Source organism: Arthrobacter sp. zg-Y238 (assembly GCF_024385525.1).
Classification (GTDB): domain Bacteria; phylum Actinomycetota; class Actinomycetes; order Actinomycetales; family Micrococcaceae; genus Arthrobacter_B; species Arthrobacter_B jinronghuae.
The window spans coordinates 32,819-48,317 of record NZ_JANFLU010000011.1; the positions used below are offsets into that span (position 1 = coordinate 32,819).

Below are 15,499 nucleotides of genomic sequence, written 5' to 3' on the forward strand. Positions count from 1 at the left end.
GAACAAACGACTTACGGCCCCTCCCGCGAAGGAGGGGCCGTAAGTCGTTATACCGGGGTCAGTCGGCGGGAAGCTCCACCGGGGGAGTGCCGTGGGTATGGAAGGTGTCGATGGTCTTCATGCCCCAGGCCTGGCCCTTGGCACGCTCGGCCTCGGTCCATTCGATGGTCTTCCAATCCGGCGCCAGGATCAGGCGGGCACCGGCATTGCAGAATTCGATCCGGTTGCCGCCGGGTTCATACACGTACAGGAAAAAGGTCTGCTGGATGGCGTGCTTGTGCGGCCCCGTTTCGATGTGGATGCCGTTTTCCAGGAAGATGTCCGCAGCCTTGAGGATGTCTTCGCGGGTGTCGGTGGCGAACGCGACGTGGTGCAGCCTGCCGCTGCTGCCGGTCCAGTCACCGCTGTAGACCAGGTCATAGGACTTGTTGGAGAAGGTAAACCACTGGCCGGAAAGCCGGCCGTTGTCCAGCCGGATCTGTTCGGTGGGCTTGCCGCCCAGCACCTCTTCCACGAACCGGCCGTTCTCGGCAACGTCTGCGCCGAGGAAGTTCACATGGTCCAGCCGGCGGGCATTCACTCCGCGGCCCGGGAAGCGGTCCGCCTGGTTCTTCAGGGCCGGCCGGGACTCCTCGGTGGGGACATGCCATTCGCTCTCGAAATAGATGTCCATCGGATGCCCGTCCGGATCCGTGAAGGCGTAGGTCTTGCCCATGCCCGGGCCGCCGTCGTGCCAGCCGATCCCGCGTCCTGCCGCCTCGATGGCGGCGACCCGGCGCTGCAGAGCCTCTTCGCTGGCGGCACGCAGGCCCAGGCGCCCGACGCCGGAGGTCTCGTGGGCGGTCAGCTTGATGGTGTGGTGTTCGTAGTCATCCCACGCGTGCAGGTAGGCCGAATCGCCGTCGCGCGCGACTTCGCGCATTGCCAGCAGTTCGGTGAAGAACCAGAGGCTCTTGTCAAAATCCGGGGTATAGAGTTCCACGAAGCCCAAATGGGCAACGTCGCGAAAAGCATTAGGCATTGCGGTTTCCTTTGCGGTCTGCTCAAACGGCACGGGCTTCGTTGCCGGTCTGCCGGTCCCGAAGCAGTGCTGAGAGTCAACCAGCGGCTCCAAGTATTGTCAACAATTTCGCAGCCAATGCGGGTCAGTCGGCTTCGGCGCCGTCCGCAGCCAGCGCGGACAGCCAGCTGAACGTGCCTTCAGTCATCCAGGCGGGCGTGCCAAGCCCCCGGAGGTAAGCCAGCGAGTCTTCGACCTCGTGGGCGCGCCGCACGGCGTGTGTCTGCGACCCCTGAAGGAGGCGGGTCACCAGGTCCGGCCCGTCCGGCCCCAACTCCCCGGCGATTTCCGCCAGGAGCCACTCCTCCGCGCCGGCCGCCCTCCCTGCGGCCCGGCACTCCAGCACCAGACCGGCCAGCCCCTTCATGAAGACGCTGCGCAGCAGTTTGCGGCCTGCCGCGGCCCCGGGGGCGCCGGGGATCGTTTCGACGGGGCTGCCGAAGCCTTCCATCAGGGCGGCAAACCTGTCCGCCGCGGTGCCGCTGACCAAGAGCGGGGTTCGGCTGCCGGCGCGGGGGACCGGTGCCATTACGGCCACGTCCACCAGATCCACCCCGTGGCCTGCGGCGAGTTCGGCGAGTCCGGCTTTGTCCTCCGGGCCGGCGGTGTTGAAATCCGCGAACACTGCGTTGGCTGGAAGCAGCGGCAGTGCCTGCTCCGCGACGCTGCGGGCGGCGGCGGCGCCGACCAGGCTGATGACCAGATCGGTTCCGTCAACGGAATCGGCGAGCGAGCCGAACTGGTGGATGCCGGCCTCCCGTGCGTCGGTGTAGGGGTCGTAGCCGCGTACATCTGCCCCGGCCTCCGCCAGTCCAAGGGCATACAGGCGTCCGGCTTCACCCAGGCCCAGTACGGTCACCGCAGTCATGGTCGTGTCCTCTCGTAGCTGTCCGCCGATTATTGCCATGATTGTCAACAATTCCAAGCTGCGGCTGCGGAGGACCCGGCAATGCAGTGATAACTTTGCGTGATACTAAAATGAGAGCGGGCGGGGTGCCGTTCCGCCGAGGAGTTTCCAATGACAGCAGATGCAGCAGCGACCACGAGTAACGCTGCGCAGGTGGCGGACGCAATCCGCACCGCAATTCTTGACGGCGAGCTAGTGCCGTCCCAGCGGCTTGTGGAGGCGGACCTGTGCACGCAGTTCAAAGCGAGCCGCAGCGCGGTCCGCTCCGCCCTTGCCGAACTCGCCGTCGAAGGCGTGGTGGAGCGGGTGCAGAACCGCGGGGCCCGCGTGCGGTCGGTGCCCGTGGAAGAGGCCGTGGAGATCATTGAAGTCCGCGGCGTGCTGGAGGCGCTGTGTGCCCGCAAAGCAGCGGAGCGGATTGACGCCGGGCAGGTCGCCGAACTCCGGCAGATGGCCGACGATATGGCGTCCGCCGTAAAGTCCGGAGAGTTGATGCGCTACTCGGAGATCAACTCCAAGCTCCATCGGCGCATCGTGGAAATCAGCGGCCAGGGAACCGCCGGGGCCACCATCGAAAGGCTGCGGGCACAGAATGTGCGCCACCAGTTCCGGCTGGCGGTCCAGCCTGGGCGTGCCAACGTTTCGCTGCCGGAACACGTGGACATCATTGAGGCCATCTGCACCGGGCAGGGCGAGCAGGCCGCCCGGATGATGGAGGCCCACATGGTGAGCATTGCCGATGCCATCCGCCGGACAGGCTCTGCATCCGCGCACTAAGCCGAGTTCCCGCCAACCGAGCGCGCGGCGCGGTTAGCGGCTGCGGCAGCACGGATGAGGACCACCGTCTGGAAGACAAGGGCCAGAAGGGCAACGCCGTGACCTGTCGGACCGCCGGCCAGTAGCTGCACGGCCACCGCTGCCGAGAGTCCGAAACCAGCAACGGGCCACATTTTCTTCACTACCGGCAGGGCCGCCCTGTGCCCGGCGACCCAGGCCGCATCGGACATCTTTGTGTATCGGGTGCGGATCCCGACGGCACCGTTCGCTCCGATGAGGCCCTCAGCTGCCTGGCGCGTGACTGCAACACAGGCGCCCGGCAGGAGGACGAGGACAAAGTAATAAGGGGATCAGGCCGCCAAGCTCCTCAGCCACGGTCTGCGGCTCCTGGGCGAGGCAGGACGCTCCTGTCGGGCGGCGTGCTGCTCAAAACGTGCTCAAATGTCCCCGTAGTCATGCCATCGAATCTAACGCATAGGTCAGTCCGCTGCCGGGACCAGGGTGACCTCCAGCGTGGGACCGGGGAGCATGGGGGCTGCCGTTCCGCTATTTGTTTTTGTCACCGTTATTGTCAACAATCTGGTTGACGCGGTACATTCTTGTGGTGCAGACCACAGAAAAGTCCTCGGTGCCGGGTTCCATCCGCGGCAGTCAGCTTGGCATCCCCTGCTGGTTCATGCGGGGAGGGACCTCCCGCGGACCGTTCTTCCGCCGCGCCGACCTGCCCGCTGCCCTGCACGGCGAACGCCGGGACGAGGTGCTGCTTGCCGCCCTCGGATCCCCCCACCCCCTGCAGATTGACGGACTGGGCGGCGGCAATCCGCTGACCAGCAAGGTGGGGATTGTGGACGTCAGCAGCCGGGACGGGGTGGACCTGGAATTCCAGTTCGCCCAGCTGCAACCAACTTCCGACACCGTTGATACCACGGCCAACTGCGGAAACATGCTCGCCGCCGTCGTTCCGTTCGCCGTGGAGTCCGGCCTCCTTCAGCCCGGCGGGGATACCACCACTGCCCGGGTCCTGACCCTGAACACGGGCATGGTGGCCGAGATCAGCATCGTGACGCCGGCAGGGGACCAGGGCCGGTTTGTCGAGTACGGCGGGGACACGCGGATCGACGGCGTTCCCGGCACGGCGGCGGCTGTCACCATCAACTTCCTGGACACGGCCGGTTCCGTCTGTGCCTCCCTGCTTCCCACCGGCAACGCCAGCGACACGGTCGTTCTCGACGGCGGAGGTCCGGTCCGCGTCACCTGCATCGACAACGGCCAGCCGCTGGTCATGGTCCGGGCCGCGGACCTGGGCCGCACCGGCTACGAATCCGCCGCCGATTTGAACCGTGACGAAGAGCTGAAGCAGAGGCTTGAAGCACTGCGGCTCCAGTGCGGGCATCTGATGGGGCTGGGAGACGTCACCGCCAAGAACTACCCGAAGATGACACTGATAGCCCCGCCGGCACACGGCGGCACCATCACCACCCGCAGCTTCATCCCGCATGTATGCCACGAATCCATTGGCGTGCTGGCCGCCGTCACCGCTGCCACCGCCTGCGTCATTGACGGCACCGTGGCACGGGAAGTCAGCACCGTTGCGGATGCCGGTGCCGGAGCGGACCTGACGGTTTCGGTGGAGCATCCCTCCGGTGAATTCACCGTGGAACTCGGGCTCGACCCGCAGGACCCCCAGCACGTCACCAAATCCGCGCTGCTGCGCACCGCCCGGCTGATCATGGCCGGCGAAGTTTTTGTCCCGCGCCGTCTCCAGGAGGCGGCAGCAACAGAGGAGAACACCCGATGATCATCGATTGCCACGGCCACTACACCACCGCACCGCCGGCCCTGGGCGACTGGCGGGACCGGCAGATCGCGGCGCTCGCCGATCCCGGAACGGCTGCTCCGGACCCGGCGGACCTGGTCATCAGCGACGATGAACTGCGCGAAAGCATCTCCGCGAACCAGCTGCGCCTGATGGACGAGCGCGGTATCGACCTGACCGTCTTCTCGCCGCGCGCCTCCTTTATGGCGCACCACGTAGGGGACTTCGCCACTTCCGCCGCGTGGGCGGCCATCTGCAACGAGCTGTGCTTCCGGGTCAGCCAACTCTTCCCCGACCGGTTTGCTCCGGCCGCCATGCTGCCGCAGTCGCCCGGCGTGGACCCGGCGTCCTGCATCCCGGAACTGGAACGCTGCGTCAACGAATACGGTGCCGTGGCGTTGAACCTCAACCCGGACCCCTCCGGCGGCCACTGGACCTCCCCTCCGCTGACGGACCGCTCCTGGTACCCGATCTACGAAAAGATGGTTGAGTACGGCCTGCCGGCGATGATCCACGTGAGCACCAGCGTGAATCCGGCCTTCCACACCACGGGCGCCCACTACCTCAACGCGGATACCACGGCGGTAATGCAGCTGATCCAGGGGGACCTGTTTACGGACTTCCCGGAGCTGAAGTTCGTTATTCCGCACGGCGGCGGCGCCGCGCCCTACCACTGGGGGCGCTTCCGCGGTCTGGCCATGGCACTGAAGAAGCCGCCGCTGGAGGAACACCTGCTCAACAACGTCTTCTTCGACACCTGCGTCTACCACCAGCCCGGCATCGACCTGCTGTTGGAGGTGATGCCCACCCGGAACATCCTCTTCGCCTCCGAGATGATCGGAGCGGTGCGGGACGTCGATCCAGGCACCGGGTTTAACTTCGATGACACCGGGCGGTATCTGGCTGCGGCGGGCCTGACCGGCGAGGAACTTGCCGATATCCGTGAGAACAATACCCGTGCCGTCTATCCGCGCCTGGATGCCCTGCTGACGAGGCAGGGCCATGAACCCCAAAGGAGCAGCACCCATGCATGAACTCGGAGTGGTCCACCGCAGCATCACCCGTGCCCCGCAGTCCGACGTCGAGGCTTTGGCCCCGTACGGCACCAGCACCGTGCACGAGGCCATGGGCCGGCTGGGACTGATGCGCCCCTACATGCGCCCCGTCTACCCCGGTGCCAAACTCTGCGGCCCGGCGGTGACCGTGCTGCTGCAGCCAGGGGACAACTGGATGCTGCACGTGGCCGTTGAACAACTCCAGCCCGGCGACGTGCTGGTGGCCGCCTGCACCACGGAGAGCGAAGACGGCTTCTTCGGCGAGCTGCTGGCCACTTCGGTGCGTGCCCGCGGCGGTGTTGGTCTGGTGATCGACGGCGGCTGCCGTGATGCCGCGGCTTTGGAAGAGATGGACTTTCCCGTGTTCTCGCGTGCCATCAACTCCAAGGGAACGGTGAAGGCGACCCTGGGTTCGGTAAACGTTCCGATAGTGTGCGCCAACGCCCTGGTGAACCCCGGCGACGTGGTGGTCGCAGATGTGGACGGCGTCGTCGTCGTTCCTGCCGACCGTGCCGCAGAAGTGGCCGAGGCTTCCCGGAAGCGGGAGGACAACGAGGCAGCCAAACGCGAACGCCTCGCCGCGGGAGAACTCGGACTGGACATGTACTCGATGCGGGGACCGCTGGAAGCGGCAGGACTGCGCTACATCGATTAGCCGATGGAGGGTGGTGCGGGTTGGAACTCGGTCCGCATCACCACCCGCCGCGGCGGAGACGGGAATCGACGCAGCTTACGGCAGCGGCGGAAGTACACGCTTGAATCCGATGTGTGAGGCGTCAAAGCCCTGCCGCTGGTAAAAGCGGTGTGCGGACTCCCGCCGCGCATTGGAGGTGAGCTGGACCAACGTGGCGCCGTTCCGCCGGCCTTCGGCAACCGCCCAGTCCATCATGGCCGCACCGAGCCCGTTGGACCGGAGATCGGCCCGCACATGGACGGCTTCAACCTGTAACCGGGTTGCCCCGCCGAGAGCCAGGCAGGGGATCAGGGTCAACTGCAGTGTCCCCGCAATCTTCCCGGCTGAATCCTCGACCGCGGCCAGGAAGTTGGCCGGATCCGCGGCAATGGCAGCATAAGCGCGCAGATACGGCGCCAGGGGATTGGCGCCCGGCGTACCGGCAACGGCATCGGAAGCCGGCATGTCGGCCATCAGCAGTCGAACAATCGGAGCGACGTCGTCGCGCTCTGCCCTGCGCACCCGGTAAGAGCCGCCGAGCAACGCGGCGGGACGGATTTCCATGCCCGCAGTCTTCCACATGCTCGCAAACGGGCTCCATCCATTGACCCGGCGGGCCGGGCGCGGGCAGGGTTAATGGACCGGATGACCGTTGCCGCCGTCAGGAGCCGTTTCTGCCTCGAATCCGATGCGGCACTCTTTCCCGGTACAGCGGCAGACTGTAGAGAGGCAGCTGTGGGCGAAAACCTCAGGCGGGTCCAAAGGATAGTGCAGGTGCAGTTCGGGGTTCCCGGGCCCCCGGACAGGTACGCCGAGACCTGCGCGCGGCTCGATGCGGCGATTGCTGCCACCGCAGCACGCCAGGACGTGCTGCGGAACCAGGTCCGCGCGGCATGGGAAGTGACGCGGCACTACAGTGCGGTCACGCGGTCCTACGAAACCCGGTTGAAAGCGTTGGAAGCTGTTGTAGCGGAGGAACGGCTGACCGCAGGCCACGCCGTCAGTCTCGCCGCTACCGCGCGCCGCATGCATGACCTGGCGGTACGCGTTGAAGCCACGGCGCGCCACCATTTTGAGGTTGTCCGTGCGAAGGAATCCCGTGTGGAGGAATTGATGCAAAAACTGACAAATTCGAAGTCGCAGCTGAAGCTGGCGCAAACGGCGGAGAACCACCGAAACCGGCTGCGCTCCCTCGAAGCGGCCATCGAGCAGGACCCCATGATTTATAACCGAAGCCGCTCCGACCACGAGCTCCACGAGGCGGCCAGGCTCGCCCGGGAAGCAGAGGCATTGGCCGGGCTAAAGGGAGGCTGGTCCTGATGGCCGCGCAGATCCAACCGATACTGGTCACCATTCCGCTCAGCCCACGGCACCCGCACTCAGTGCGGACCATCGTGGGCCTGAGCGTGGCCGCCATGCTGTTCCTCGTTATGGGCGGCGGTGACCTGATTGCACTGCTTATCGCGTTCGGCTTCATTGTTCAGCCCGTCCAGGCAGTCACGGACAAACTGATCCGGTGGCCGCGGCAGGACCGCACGGATGCGGAAGCCCTCACCCGAGTGGTCCGGGAGTACTTCTACAACGCACCTGCAGTGGATGCCAAAGGCGTCCGTGAACTGGTAGCGAAGCGGCAGTTGCAGGTCAACGACGACGGCGGCGGGCAGCTGCGCCTGGCGCTTACCGGGCGGCGGAAACCTACCGCGGCGGGCAGCAGGCCCGAGGCCAGGCTGTCCTTCAAATGCGGCGACGTGGGGCTCATGGACTTCGACCGGCTGCTGCAGAACGCGGAAAGCGATCCACCGGTCCGGCGTGCAACTGACCGGATGCGCCGACCGGACACCGGGGCAGCCGCCTGAACCGGCGCCGGGACGGCGTGCTGGCAGGGTGGCGGGGCGGCGTGCCGGCAGGGTGCCGGGGCGGCGGCAAGGTTTGTGCCCTGCGGCTGAGAACATAGAAGTATGCAGACACTCAGCCTCAAGGAAGCCACCGCCCTCGCAGAACAGGCAGCAGCCGTAGCCGAGGCCCATATTCCCTACGGCTCCGGGCTGGGTGCCCCCGCTTCCTTCACGCTTGCCTGGCTGATGTCCTCCGCCGGGCTGGAGGACGTGCGGGTGGCCAGCGGAAGCTCCGGCATGGGCGATCACTTCTGGGTGGAGACGGATCAGTGGCGCATCGACCCGACCCTACGCCAGTTCGCCCGGCTGAATGACCGTCCCCTGGTGGAACCGGTCAGCGAACCGGGCAACTTTGCCGCTATCAAATACCACGCCGTGCCCGGTTCCCGGCAGGAAGCGGTGCGGGAGGTCTCCTACGGGTTCCGGAACGCGGCCGAGACCGAGGACTTCGTCAACGAGATGGCTGCCGCCATCCGCCTCTAGCCCGGGACCCCCGTTCCGGCGAGCAGTTACTGCCCGAACTCTTCCCCGGCGAGAGCGATCAGCTCCTCCTCATTGGCCCTCACGTCCACCGGGCGTTTATGCGACAGACGCCGGTTGGATGTGTAGAACCACAGGGCAATCCGCTCATCCGCCCAGCCGGCCTGGCGGCCCATCCTGACCACGTCCTTGACCGTGGGAAGAACCCGTTCGCTGCCCCAGTCGAACTGGAAACCCGGATACAGGAACTGCTCTCCCCGCTTTACAACAAGAATCCTCCCCTTCCCGGTGAGCTGCCGTGCCATCGAATTGGGGCCGCCGCCGAAGCCCAGCTGCTGGGCTATCTGGGCCACGGTGTACAGGCCGTCCTCACGTTCCATCGCCTGCCACTGCGTCTCCGGTCCTGCCGTATCGGCTGTCCCGGGGCTGCGGGAAGGACCCGGGGTCGGGGCGGAAGCGGGTGCCTGCCGCGGGGGAATGGAACTGTGTCTCTGGGTTTCGCGATCGCTCATGCCGCGCACGCTACCGCGGCGGCGGGAGCAGGGGCAGAGTAGTGACGGCATCCAAGGTTCGACGGCGGCCCGGCTCAGCTGCGGTGCACCCCGGCAGAACGCGTCCGCCGGAACATGGAAAACTGGAAGCATGCAGCCGTTCGACAAAGTCCAGCCCATCGTCCTGCTCGTGGACAAGACCGATCCAGCCGCCCACCGCGACGCCGTGGCCGCTGCCGCCGTCGCCAGCGTTCGGGCATATACGGCCACTGAGGACAGCGAAGCCTGGGAGAACTGGTTGTACGGCCGGTTTACGAAGACCGTCCGCCGCGCGAATCCGAGCACCTTCGGGAAGCTGGCCGCTGAAGCGCCGTCGGGAGCGGTGACAGTGGGCAGGGCGCAGGCCCTCGCCTTCGAACCGGTCACTTACGAGCAGATGCCCAAGAACCTCGCGAAGCTGCAGGTTTCCGGTACCCAGCTGCCGGATGAGGCCCCCGCGCCCTGGCCGGGAAACGCCCCGGTGATCGTCCTGAACGCGGACCTGGACATGTCCACCGGCAAGGCCTCCGCCCAGGCAGCGCACGCGTTGCTGTCCTGGTACCTGCAGCTGGACCCGTCCGCTCGACAGGCCTGGCAGCAAGCGGGGGAGCCTGCGGGAGTCCGCTTCACGGCCGGGAAGCTTTTTGCCGAGTCGGCCGCCCGCCCGGGCGCAGGACCTCTGATTGTCGACGCCGGGATGACGGAGATTGCTCCCGATACCGCGACGGCGTTCGTGGAGTCGGCCAGCTTCAGCCCGGCCGCCGGTTCGCCCGTCTGACACATGGGTCCCGGGTGCCCGCGCCGTGATAGAAAGACTCGGGTGAGCGACACCAAGGGGACACCGGCCAACACCACCGCGGGCGGCCGCACCCTGCCGATCTGGCTGGTCGGCATCGCCGTGGTTCTGGTCGCCGTCAATCTGCGCCCCGGCGCGTCTTCCGTCGGTCCGGTCCTGGCCGAGCTGCAGGCCGCACTGGACCTGGACGCCACCGCCGCCGGGGTGCTGACCGCGCTGCCGGGACTGACTTTTGCCGTGGTGGGGGCGCTCGCCGTCGCACTCTCACGCAAGACCGGAATCAACGGCGCCATTGTCCTGGCGCTGGGAGCGGTGGCCGCCGGACTGCTGGCGCGGGCGCTGGCAGGATCCGCCGTGCTCTTCCTGATGCTTACCGTGCTTGCCTTCGCCGGCATGGCGGTGGGCAACATCCTCGTCCCCGCCTTCATCAAGCGCCACGGCGGGCGGCGCCTGGCGCTGCTGAACTCCGTCTATGGAACCACGCTGGCCCTGGGCGCCAGCCTGCCGCTGCTGCTGGGCGGCGTACTGGCGGGCAGTGGTCCGGCCGGCTGGCGGCTGAGCCTGGGAGTGTGGGGTGCCGCGGCCCTGGCGGCGTTTATGTTCTGGGCGGTCCTGGCACTTCGCACCGGGCGGGACCCGCTGGCTGCCGGCGGGCCGCGCGCGGCGAAGGGCACCCGGATGCGCTCGTCACGCACCGCCGTCGCCCTGAGCATCTTTTTCGGCGTCCAGTCCATGCACGCCTACGTCCAGTTCGGCTGGGCTGCGCAGATCTACCGCGACGCCGGACTGGAACAGGCGCATGCCGGGCTGATGGCCGCGATCATTGCCGGGCTTGGCATCCCGGGCGGCCTGATCATGCCCGTGCTGGTGGCTCGCTCGCCGCGCCTGCGGACCTACATTGTTGGCCTCGGTGTCTGCATGGCGGCCGGCTACAGCGGGCTGCTGCTGGCAGCGGACACACTGCCCTGGCTCTGGGCACTGTTCCTTGGCGTGGGCGGGTTCGCCTTCCCCACCGCGCTGGCGCTGATCACCGCCCGCTCCCGGGAACCGCGGGTCACCGCGCAGCTTTCGGGCTTCATCCAGCCCGTCGGCTATTTGCTGGCCGCCATGGGACCGTTCGCCATCGGCGCCCTGCACGATCTCTCCGGCAGCTGGACCCTGCCGCTGGCGCTCCTGATTGCCTCTGCCGCCGTGATGGTCGGTGCCGGCATCCGTGCAGCCGCACCGCGGTTCGTGGACGACGAACTGGACGCGGTGCCGAAACGCCCGGTGATAGGTTCGTAAGGACTGGCACTACCGCTGGCACCCTGCTTGGACACGAGGAAGGCTTGCACATGAATAACCGTTTTGAGGGCAAAGTCGTCATTGTCACCGGCGCCGGATCCGGCATCGGCGAAGCAGCGGCGCGGGGCTTCGTTGCCGAAGGAGCCACCGTTGTCCTGACCGACACCGTGGCAGAGAAAATCACCGCCACCGTAGCCGGCCTGCCCGAGGGCACGGCCACGGCCGTCGTCGCCGATTCCGCCAACTGGGACGATGTCCGCAAGCTCGTCGAGGACACCGTGCAGCAGCACGGGCACCTGGACGTCCTGGTAAACAACGCCGGCACGCTGACCAACGGGCCGGTCGAAGAGACCGACGTCGAGGAATGGCACCGGGTCATTGAGACCGACCTCTCGGGCGTCTTCTACGGCACCAAGGCAGCGATCCCGCACCTGATCGAATCCAAGGGCTGCATCGTCAACACCTCCTCCGTCTCCGGCATGGCAGCTGACTGGAACATGAGCGCGTACAACGCGGCCAAGGGCGGGGTCAACAACTTCACCCGCGCGGTGGCCCTGGACCACGGCAAGGACGGGGTCCGCGTGAATGCCGTGGCACCGGGCCTGATCTGGACCGACCTGGTCGAGGACAAGAAGGACGACGAACAGCAGAAGGCAAAGTTCGCCGAACGGATTGCCCTGGGCCGCCCGGGCCAGCCGGACGAGGTGGCGGACGCGATCCTGTTCCTGGCCTCCGACGCCGCCCGGTTCATCACCGGCGCGATCCTGCCCGTCGACGGCGGCACCACGGCCAGCAACGGACAGCCGCAGCAGGCCTAGGGGTCAGCCCCGCCCGCGGAGGTCAGCGCAGGTGCGAGGCGCCGTTGACGTCGATCACCGTACCGCTGACCCACTCCGGAGCCGCCGTGGCGAGCCAGGCTACGGTCGCAGCGACTTCCTCCGGCTCCGCGACCCGGTTGAACGGACTCTGCGCCCGGATGGCTGCGCCGCTGGCACCCTCCAACGCGGGGCGGCCCATCCGGGTGTCCACGAATCCCGGTGCGACGGCGGCGGAGAAGATCCCATGCGGCGCCAGCGCCACGGCAAGGGACTGGGTAAGGGAGTGCAGCCCGGCCTTGCTGGCGCCGTAGGCCGGGTTCTCCGGTTCCCCGCGGTACGCGCCGCGCGATCCCACATTCACCAGCCGTCCGCCCGCCGGACCCGCGGGCCGCTCAATCAGGTGCTCGGCCATCAGCCGGCAGAGGTTTGCCGGTGCCGTCAGGTTGATGTCGATGGTCTGCCGCCATGCCTCCTGCCAATCGGCAAAAGATCCAGACGTCACCGGCTGGGCCCGGAAGATGCCCGCGTTGTTCACCAGGACGTCCAGGCCGCCGAGCTGGTCCACGGCCTCGGCGAAGACCCGTTGGCACTCCGCGGGGGAGGACAGATCCCCGACGACGACGGCGTGCCCCGCCCCGGGCAGCGCATCGGCAACCCGGCGTGCGGCGTCGGCGTCGTGTCCGGCGTGCACCGCCACGGTATAGCCGGCCTCTGCGAGGGCGGCTGCGATTGCTGCTCCGATGCCCCGGCCTGCGCCGGTGACCAATGCGTTTGTACTCATCGTCCGAGCCTACCCGCAGGCCCTACGGCACGGCGGAACGTGATGCCTCCAGAGCACGGATCAGGGTGGCCGCGTCGTAGGGGCCGTGGTGCCTGCGACGCCCGATGAAGAAGGTGGGAGTTCCGTGCAGGTCCATGGACTCGGCGTCCAGGGCATCGTCCAGCACGCGGTTGCTGACCTCCGCCGAGCGCAGGTCTGCTTCGAACCGGTCCATGTCCAGGCCCAGGCTCTCCGCCGCACGCAGCAGGTCTTCCGGGAGGAGGTTGTCCTGGTTCTCGAAAAGGTGCGCGCTGTACTCCCGGAAGCGCCCCTGCCGGCCCGCGGCCTCTGCGGCCTCGGCGGCCGCAACGGCATTGGGATGGACCCGGGACAAGGGCAGATGGCGCCAGACGTAGCGCAGGTCTGCACCGAAGTACTCGCGCACTTCCATGATGGTCCCCGTGGCCCGGCTGCAGAACGGGCACTCGTAGTCCCCGTATTCCACGAGGGTCAACGGAGCGTCTGTGGGTCCCACCACGTGGTCGCGGGCCGGATCCACCGGCCGGGCCAGCACCTCACCCGGGGGAACGGCAGGGCGCCGTCCTTCCACGGTCCGGAAGATGGCGCTCCCCGCGGCGAACGCCAGAAGCGATCCGGCCAAGACCGCCACCCGTGCTTCGTTCTGCACCGCAGGGTCCTCGATGGCGAGGCCGATGATGAACAGGGCGATGGTGAATCCGATGCCGGACAGGGCGGCGCCGCCGGCGATGCGGCCCAGCGTCAGGCCGGGGCCGAACTCGCCGATCCGCAGCCGGTGCAGCAGCGCGGCAGCACCGAAAATGCCGATGAATTTTCCCAAAACCAGGCCGCAGACAATGCCCCAGGCCAGCGGGGAGCGCAGGGCTTGTTCCAACGTTGGCCCGTCCAGTCGCACTCCGGCGTTGGCGAGGGCGAATACGGGCAGGATCAGGTAATCCACGTACGGCGTGTAGGCACTGTGCAGGCGTTCGTTGATGGAGAGGGACTCCCGCACGCCGTGCACCGCAGCCCGGGCGTACCGGGAATTGGGCGACTGGCGGAATACACGGGTCAGCTCCAACGCATGTTCCACGTCCCGCCGGGCGGGCGGAAACACCGGGACCATCAGGGCAATGCCGACGCCGGCCAACGTCGGATGCACTCCCGATGCGTAAAAGGCCAGCCACACAAGGACTGCCAGAACGGCGTAGGCGCCGCCGCGACCGTACGGCAAGCGGCGGGTCAGTGCGACGGCGGCGAGCCCGGCGAAGGCCAGCAGCAACGGCACGGGTTGCAGATGTTCGGTATAAACCAGGGCGATGATGCTGAGCGCGGCAACGTCGTCGACCACCGCCAGGGTCAGCAGGAAGATCCGCAGCCTGCCGGGAACCCGAGGTCCTGCAACGGCCAGTGCACCCAGCAGAAACGCGGTGTCGGTGGAAATGACCACGCCCCACGCGGCGGCATTGTCCGTTCCGGCCGTGAACAGCAGGAAGACTGCGGCGGGCACGGCAATCCCCGCGGCCGCAGCGACCACCGGAATCACGGCCCGGGACCGGTTGGTCAGCTCGCCCAGGGCAAATTCCCGCCGCACCTCGAGCCCCACCACGAAAAAGAACACGGCCATGAGCGCGTCATTGACCACTTCCCGGGCCGTCAACTCCAAAATCATGCTGCCGGCACGCACCTCGACGGTGGTTTCCCAGAAGTACTCATAGGAACCGGAAAACGGCGCATTGGCCCACAGCACCGCCGCGATGGTGGCCAGCAGCAGCAGTGCAGCGGGGCGCTTGTCCGCATCACCCCGGCCGGTGGCAGCCGTAGTGGCAATACGCTGCGGGCGGGCCGGCACCGCTACACCTGCGCGGGTACGGGCTGCACCAGCTTGCGGCGCAGGCGGCCGACCAGTTCGGAAGAGAGCCCGCCGGAACGCAGCACCGCGGCCGCGCCGCCCGCCCTGGAATCGAGGGTTGCCAGCATCGAACGCATGGCGGCCGGGTGGGCCGCCAGTACGGGATGATCCGCGGGGATGTCATAACCGCCGCTGAGCTCGGTCAGCCCCATCCTGCGATAGACCTCGGGAAGCCGGGCCTGGGTTCGGGCGTAATCCTCGACGACGGCCTCCGGTTCCGCACCCAGCACCACCAGCAGCGCTGCGGCGAACAAGCCGGTGCGGTCCTTGCCGGCGGCACAATGGAACAGCACCGCGCCGGGGGAGTCGGCCACAGCCTGCAGGCCGCGCACCAGTACCTCTTTCTGCGAGACGAAAATTTTGGCATACCACTGGCCCACCTGCTCGGGGGAGCGGACCGACTGCAGGAGCTGCCCCGCCAGTTCCGGCGGGGCGTCCATGGCATCGGTCAGAGGCAGGGCCAGATACTGCACCGGATGGTCTGCGGACGGGCCCCGTCCGGTGCGTTCCGCCTCGCCGGCGGAGCGCAGATCGATGATGGTGCGCAGACCCGCCTCCACGAGCTCGGCTACCTGCTCCGCGGTGGTGGTCGCGACGTCGTCGGCCCTGAGCACCAGGCCGGTGCGGATCTTTCCGCCGTCCACTGGAATCCCGCCCAGATCCCGCAGATTCGCCAGCGGAGCCGGGGCAGGAATGATGGGTTTCGGCATGGCAGGTT

The 15,499-nt window shown here is 67.4% G+C and carries 18 protein-coding genes; 10 read left to right on the forward strand and 8 right to left on the reverse strand.

The features are described 5' to 3' along the window. Positions 1-58: 58 nt before the first annotated feature. Together NNX38_RS11955 and NNX38_RS11960 are read right to left on the reverse strand one after the other, a co-directional pair. Positions 59-1,021, reverse strand: a complete 963-nt coding sequence (locus tag NNX38_RS11955; RefSeq protein WP_255798207.1) for a catechol 2,3-dioxygenase — start codon at positions 1,019-1,021, stop codon at positions 59-61. Positions 1,022-1,145: 124 nt separating this feature from the next. Further along, entirely contained in the window at positions 1,146-1,928 is a 783-nt protein-coding gene (locus tag NNX38_RS11960) for an NAD(P)-dependent oxidoreductase (protein WP_255798208.1), read from the reverse strand. 150 nt (positions 1,929-2,078) lie between these two features. Between NNX38_RS11960 and NNX38_RS11965 the strand changes: the two genes are divergently transcribed. Continuing rightward, on the forward strand, positions 2,079-2,744 hold the full coding sequence (locus NNX38_RS11965; RefSeq protein WP_255798209.1) for a GntR family transcriptional regulator: 666 nt from the start codon (positions 2,079-2,081) through the stop codon (positions 2,742-2,744). On the opposite strand, the gene NNX38_RS11970 is transcribed toward NNX38_RS11965, so the two are convergent. Continuing rightward, complete coding sequence (locus tag NNX38_RS11970) at positions 2,741-3,067, reverse strand: SdpI family protein (protein WP_304661715.1); 327 nt, start codon at positions 3,065-3,067, stop codon at positions 2,741-2,743. The genes NNX38_RS11965 and NNX38_RS11970 overlap by 4 nt on opposite strands. Before the next feature lie 281 nt (positions 3,068-3,348). On the opposite strand from NNX38_RS11970, the gene NNX38_RS11975 reads away from it, so the two are divergent. The 3 genes from NNX38_RS11975 to ligK are packed head-to-tail and all read left to right on the forward strand — an operon-like array spanning position 3,349 to position 6,270. Further along, a complete protein-coding gene (locus tag NNX38_RS11975) occupies positions 3,349-4,542 on the forward strand; it encodes a 4-oxalomesaconate tautomerase (protein ID WP_255798210.1) in 1,194 nt (397 codons plus the stop codon). Next, positions 4,539-5,594: an amidohydrolase family protein gene (locus tag NNX38_RS11980; RefSeq protein ID WP_255798211.1), complete on the forward strand. Its 1,056-nt coding sequence runs from the start codon at positions 4,539-4,541 to the stop codon at positions 5,592-5,594. Before NNX38_RS11975 ends, NNX38_RS11980 begins: the two co-directional genes overlap by 4 nt. Continuing rightward, positions 5,587-6,270 (forward strand): 4-carboxy-4-hydroxy-2-oxoadipate aldolase/oxaloacetate decarboxylase, encoded by a 684-nt coding sequence (gene ligK, locus NNX38_RS11985; protein WP_255798212.1) that lies wholly within the window; start codon positions 5,587-5,589, stop codon positions 6,268-6,270. The genes NNX38_RS11980 and ligK overlap by 8 nt, the downstream gene beginning before the upstream one ends. 75 nt (positions 6,271-6,345) lie before the next feature. Here ligK and NNX38_RS11990 read toward each other — a convergent pair whose 3' ends face one another. Further along, the gene (locus NNX38_RS11990; RefSeq protein ID WP_255798213.1) at positions 6,346-6,852 is read right to left on the reverse strand and encodes a GNAT family N-acetyltransferase; all 507 of its coding nucleotides are present in this window, start codon (positions 6,850-6,852) and stop codon (positions 6,346-6,348) included. A 210-nt stretch (positions 6,853-7,062) separates the two neighbouring features. Here NNX38_RS11990 and NNX38_RS11995 point away from each other — a divergent pair, with 210 nt between their 5' ends. The 3 genes from NNX38_RS11995 (at position 7,063) to NNX38_RS12005 (ending at position 8,666) form a co-directional block, all read left to right on the forward strand. Next, on the forward strand, positions 7,063-7,608 hold the full coding sequence (locus NNX38_RS11995) for a hypothetical protein (RefSeq protein ID WP_255798214.1): 546 nt from the start codon (positions 7,063-7,065) through the stop codon (positions 7,606-7,608). Beyond that, positions 7,608-8,144, forward strand: coding sequence for a hypothetical protein (locus tag NNX38_RS12000; protein ID WP_255798215.1), 537 nt, complete (start codon positions 7,608-7,610; stop codon positions 8,142-8,144). Before NNX38_RS11995 ends, NNX38_RS12000 begins: the two co-directional genes overlap by 1 nt. A 102-nt stretch (positions 8,145-8,246) precedes the next feature. Then, a complete protein-coding gene (locus NNX38_RS12005; protein ID WP_255798216.1) occupies positions 8,247-8,666 on the forward strand; it encodes a hypothetical protein in 420 nt (139 codons plus the stop codon). Between the two features lie 26 nt (positions 8,667-8,692). Here the strand turns inward: NNX38_RS12005 and NNX38_RS12010 are convergent, their stop codons facing one another. Beyond that, positions 8,693-9,175, reverse strand: a complete 483-nt coding sequence (locus NNX38_RS12010; protein ID WP_255798217.1) for a hypothetical protein — start codon at positions 9,173-9,175, stop codon at positions 8,693-8,695. Between the two features lie 130 nt (positions 9,176-9,305). Between NNX38_RS12010 and NNX38_RS12015 the strand changes: the two genes are divergently transcribed. The 3 genes from NNX38_RS12015 to NNX38_RS12025 are packed head-to-tail and all read left to right on the forward strand — an operon-like array spanning position 9,306 to position 12,091. Then, a complete protein-coding gene (locus tag NNX38_RS12015; RefSeq protein ID WP_255798218.1) occupies positions 9,306-9,971 on the forward strand; it encodes a peptidyl-tRNA hydrolase in 666 nt (221 codons plus the stop codon). A gap of 42 nt (positions 9,972-10,013) precedes the next feature. Next, on the forward strand, positions 10,014-11,273 hold the full coding sequence (locus tag NNX38_RS12020; protein WP_255798219.1) for an MFS transporter: 1,260 nt from the start codon (positions 10,014-10,016) through the stop codon (positions 11,271-11,273). 50 nt (positions 11,274-11,323) lie between these two features. Next, positions 11,324-12,091: an SDR family NAD(P)-dependent oxidoreductase gene (locus NNX38_RS12025; RefSeq protein WP_255798220.1), complete on the forward strand. Its 768-nt coding sequence runs from the start codon at positions 11,324-11,326 to the stop codon at positions 12,089-12,091. A 22-nt stretch (positions 12,092-12,113) separates the two neighbouring features. Here the strand turns inward: NNX38_RS12025 and NNX38_RS12030 are convergent, their stop codons facing one another. Genes NNX38_RS12030 through NNX38_RS12040 form a run of 3 tightly spaced genes read right to left on the reverse strand, consistent with a single transcriptional unit; the run spans position 12,114 to position 15,491 of the window. Next, positions 12,114-12,872, reverse strand: a complete 759-nt coding sequence (locus NNX38_RS12030) for an SDR family NAD(P)-dependent oxidoreductase (protein WP_255798221.1) — start codon at positions 12,870-12,872, stop codon at positions 12,114-12,116. Positions 12,873-12,894: 22 nt separating this feature from the next. Further along, positions 12,895-14,721: a Na+/H+ antiporter NhaA gene (gene nhaA / locus NNX38_RS12035; RefSeq protein ID WP_255798222.1), complete on the reverse strand. Its 1,827-nt coding sequence runs from the start codon at positions 14,719-14,721 to the stop codon at positions 12,895-12,897. A 2-nt stretch (positions 14,722-14,723) separates the two neighbouring features. Then, complete coding sequence (locus NNX38_RS12040; protein WP_255798223.1) at positions 14,724-15,491, reverse strand: tyrosine-protein phosphatase; 768 nt, start codon at positions 15,489-15,491, stop codon at positions 14,724-14,726. Between the last annotated feature and the right edge of the window lie 8 nt (positions 15,492-15,499).

Coding starts and splice junctions, on each gene's coding strand:
- NNX38_RS11955 (WP_255798207.1), bottom strand. CDS start 1,021: ATGCCTAATGCTTTTCGCGACGTTGCCCATTTGGGCTTCGTGGAACTC.
- NNX38_RS11960 (WP_255798208.1), bottom strand. CDS start 1,928: ATGACTGCGGTGACCGTACTGGGCCTGGGTGAAGCCGGACGCCTGTAT.
- NNX38_RS11965 (WP_255798209.1), top strand. CDS start 2,079: ATGACAGCAGATGCAGCAGCGACCACGAGTAACGCTGCGCAGGTGGCG.
- NNX38_RS11980 (WP_255798211.1), top strand. CDS start 4,539: ATGATCATCGATTGCCACGGCCACTACACCACCGCACCGCCGGCCCTG.
- ligK (WP_255798212.1), top strand. CDS start 5,587: ATGCATGAACTCGGAGTGGTCCACCGCAGCATCACCCGTGCCCCGCAG.
- NNX38_RS11990 (WP_255798213.1), bottom strand. CDS start 6,852: ATGGAAATCCGTCCCGCCGCGTTGCTCGGCGGCTCTTACCGGGTGCGC.
- NNX38_RS12000 (WP_255798215.1), top strand. CDS start 7,608: ATGGCCGCGCAGATCCAACCGATACTGGTCACCATTCCGCTCAGCCCA.
- NNX38_RS12005 (WP_255798216.1), top strand. CDS start 8,247: ATGCAGACACTCAGCCTCAAGGAAGCCACCGCCCTCGCAGAACAGGCA.
- NNX38_RS12010 (WP_255798217.1), bottom strand. CDS start 9,175: ATGAGCGATCGCGAAACCCAGAGACACAGTTCCATTCCCCCGCGGCAG.
- NNX38_RS12015 (WP_255798218.1), top strand. CDS start 9,306: ATGCAGCCGTTCGACAAAGTCCAGCCCATCGTCCTGCTCGTGGACAAG.
- NNX38_RS12025 (WP_255798220.1), top strand. CDS start 11,324: ATGAATAACCGTTTTGAGGGCAAAGTCGTCATTGTCACCGGCGCCGGA.
- NNX38_RS12030 (WP_255798221.1), bottom strand. CDS start 12,872: ATGAGTACAAACGCATTGGTCACCGGCGCAGGCCGGGGCATCGGAGCA.
- NNX38_RS12040 (WP_255798223.1), bottom strand. CDS start 15,491: ATGCCGAAACCCATCATTCCTGCCCCGGCTCCGCTGGCGAATCTGCGG.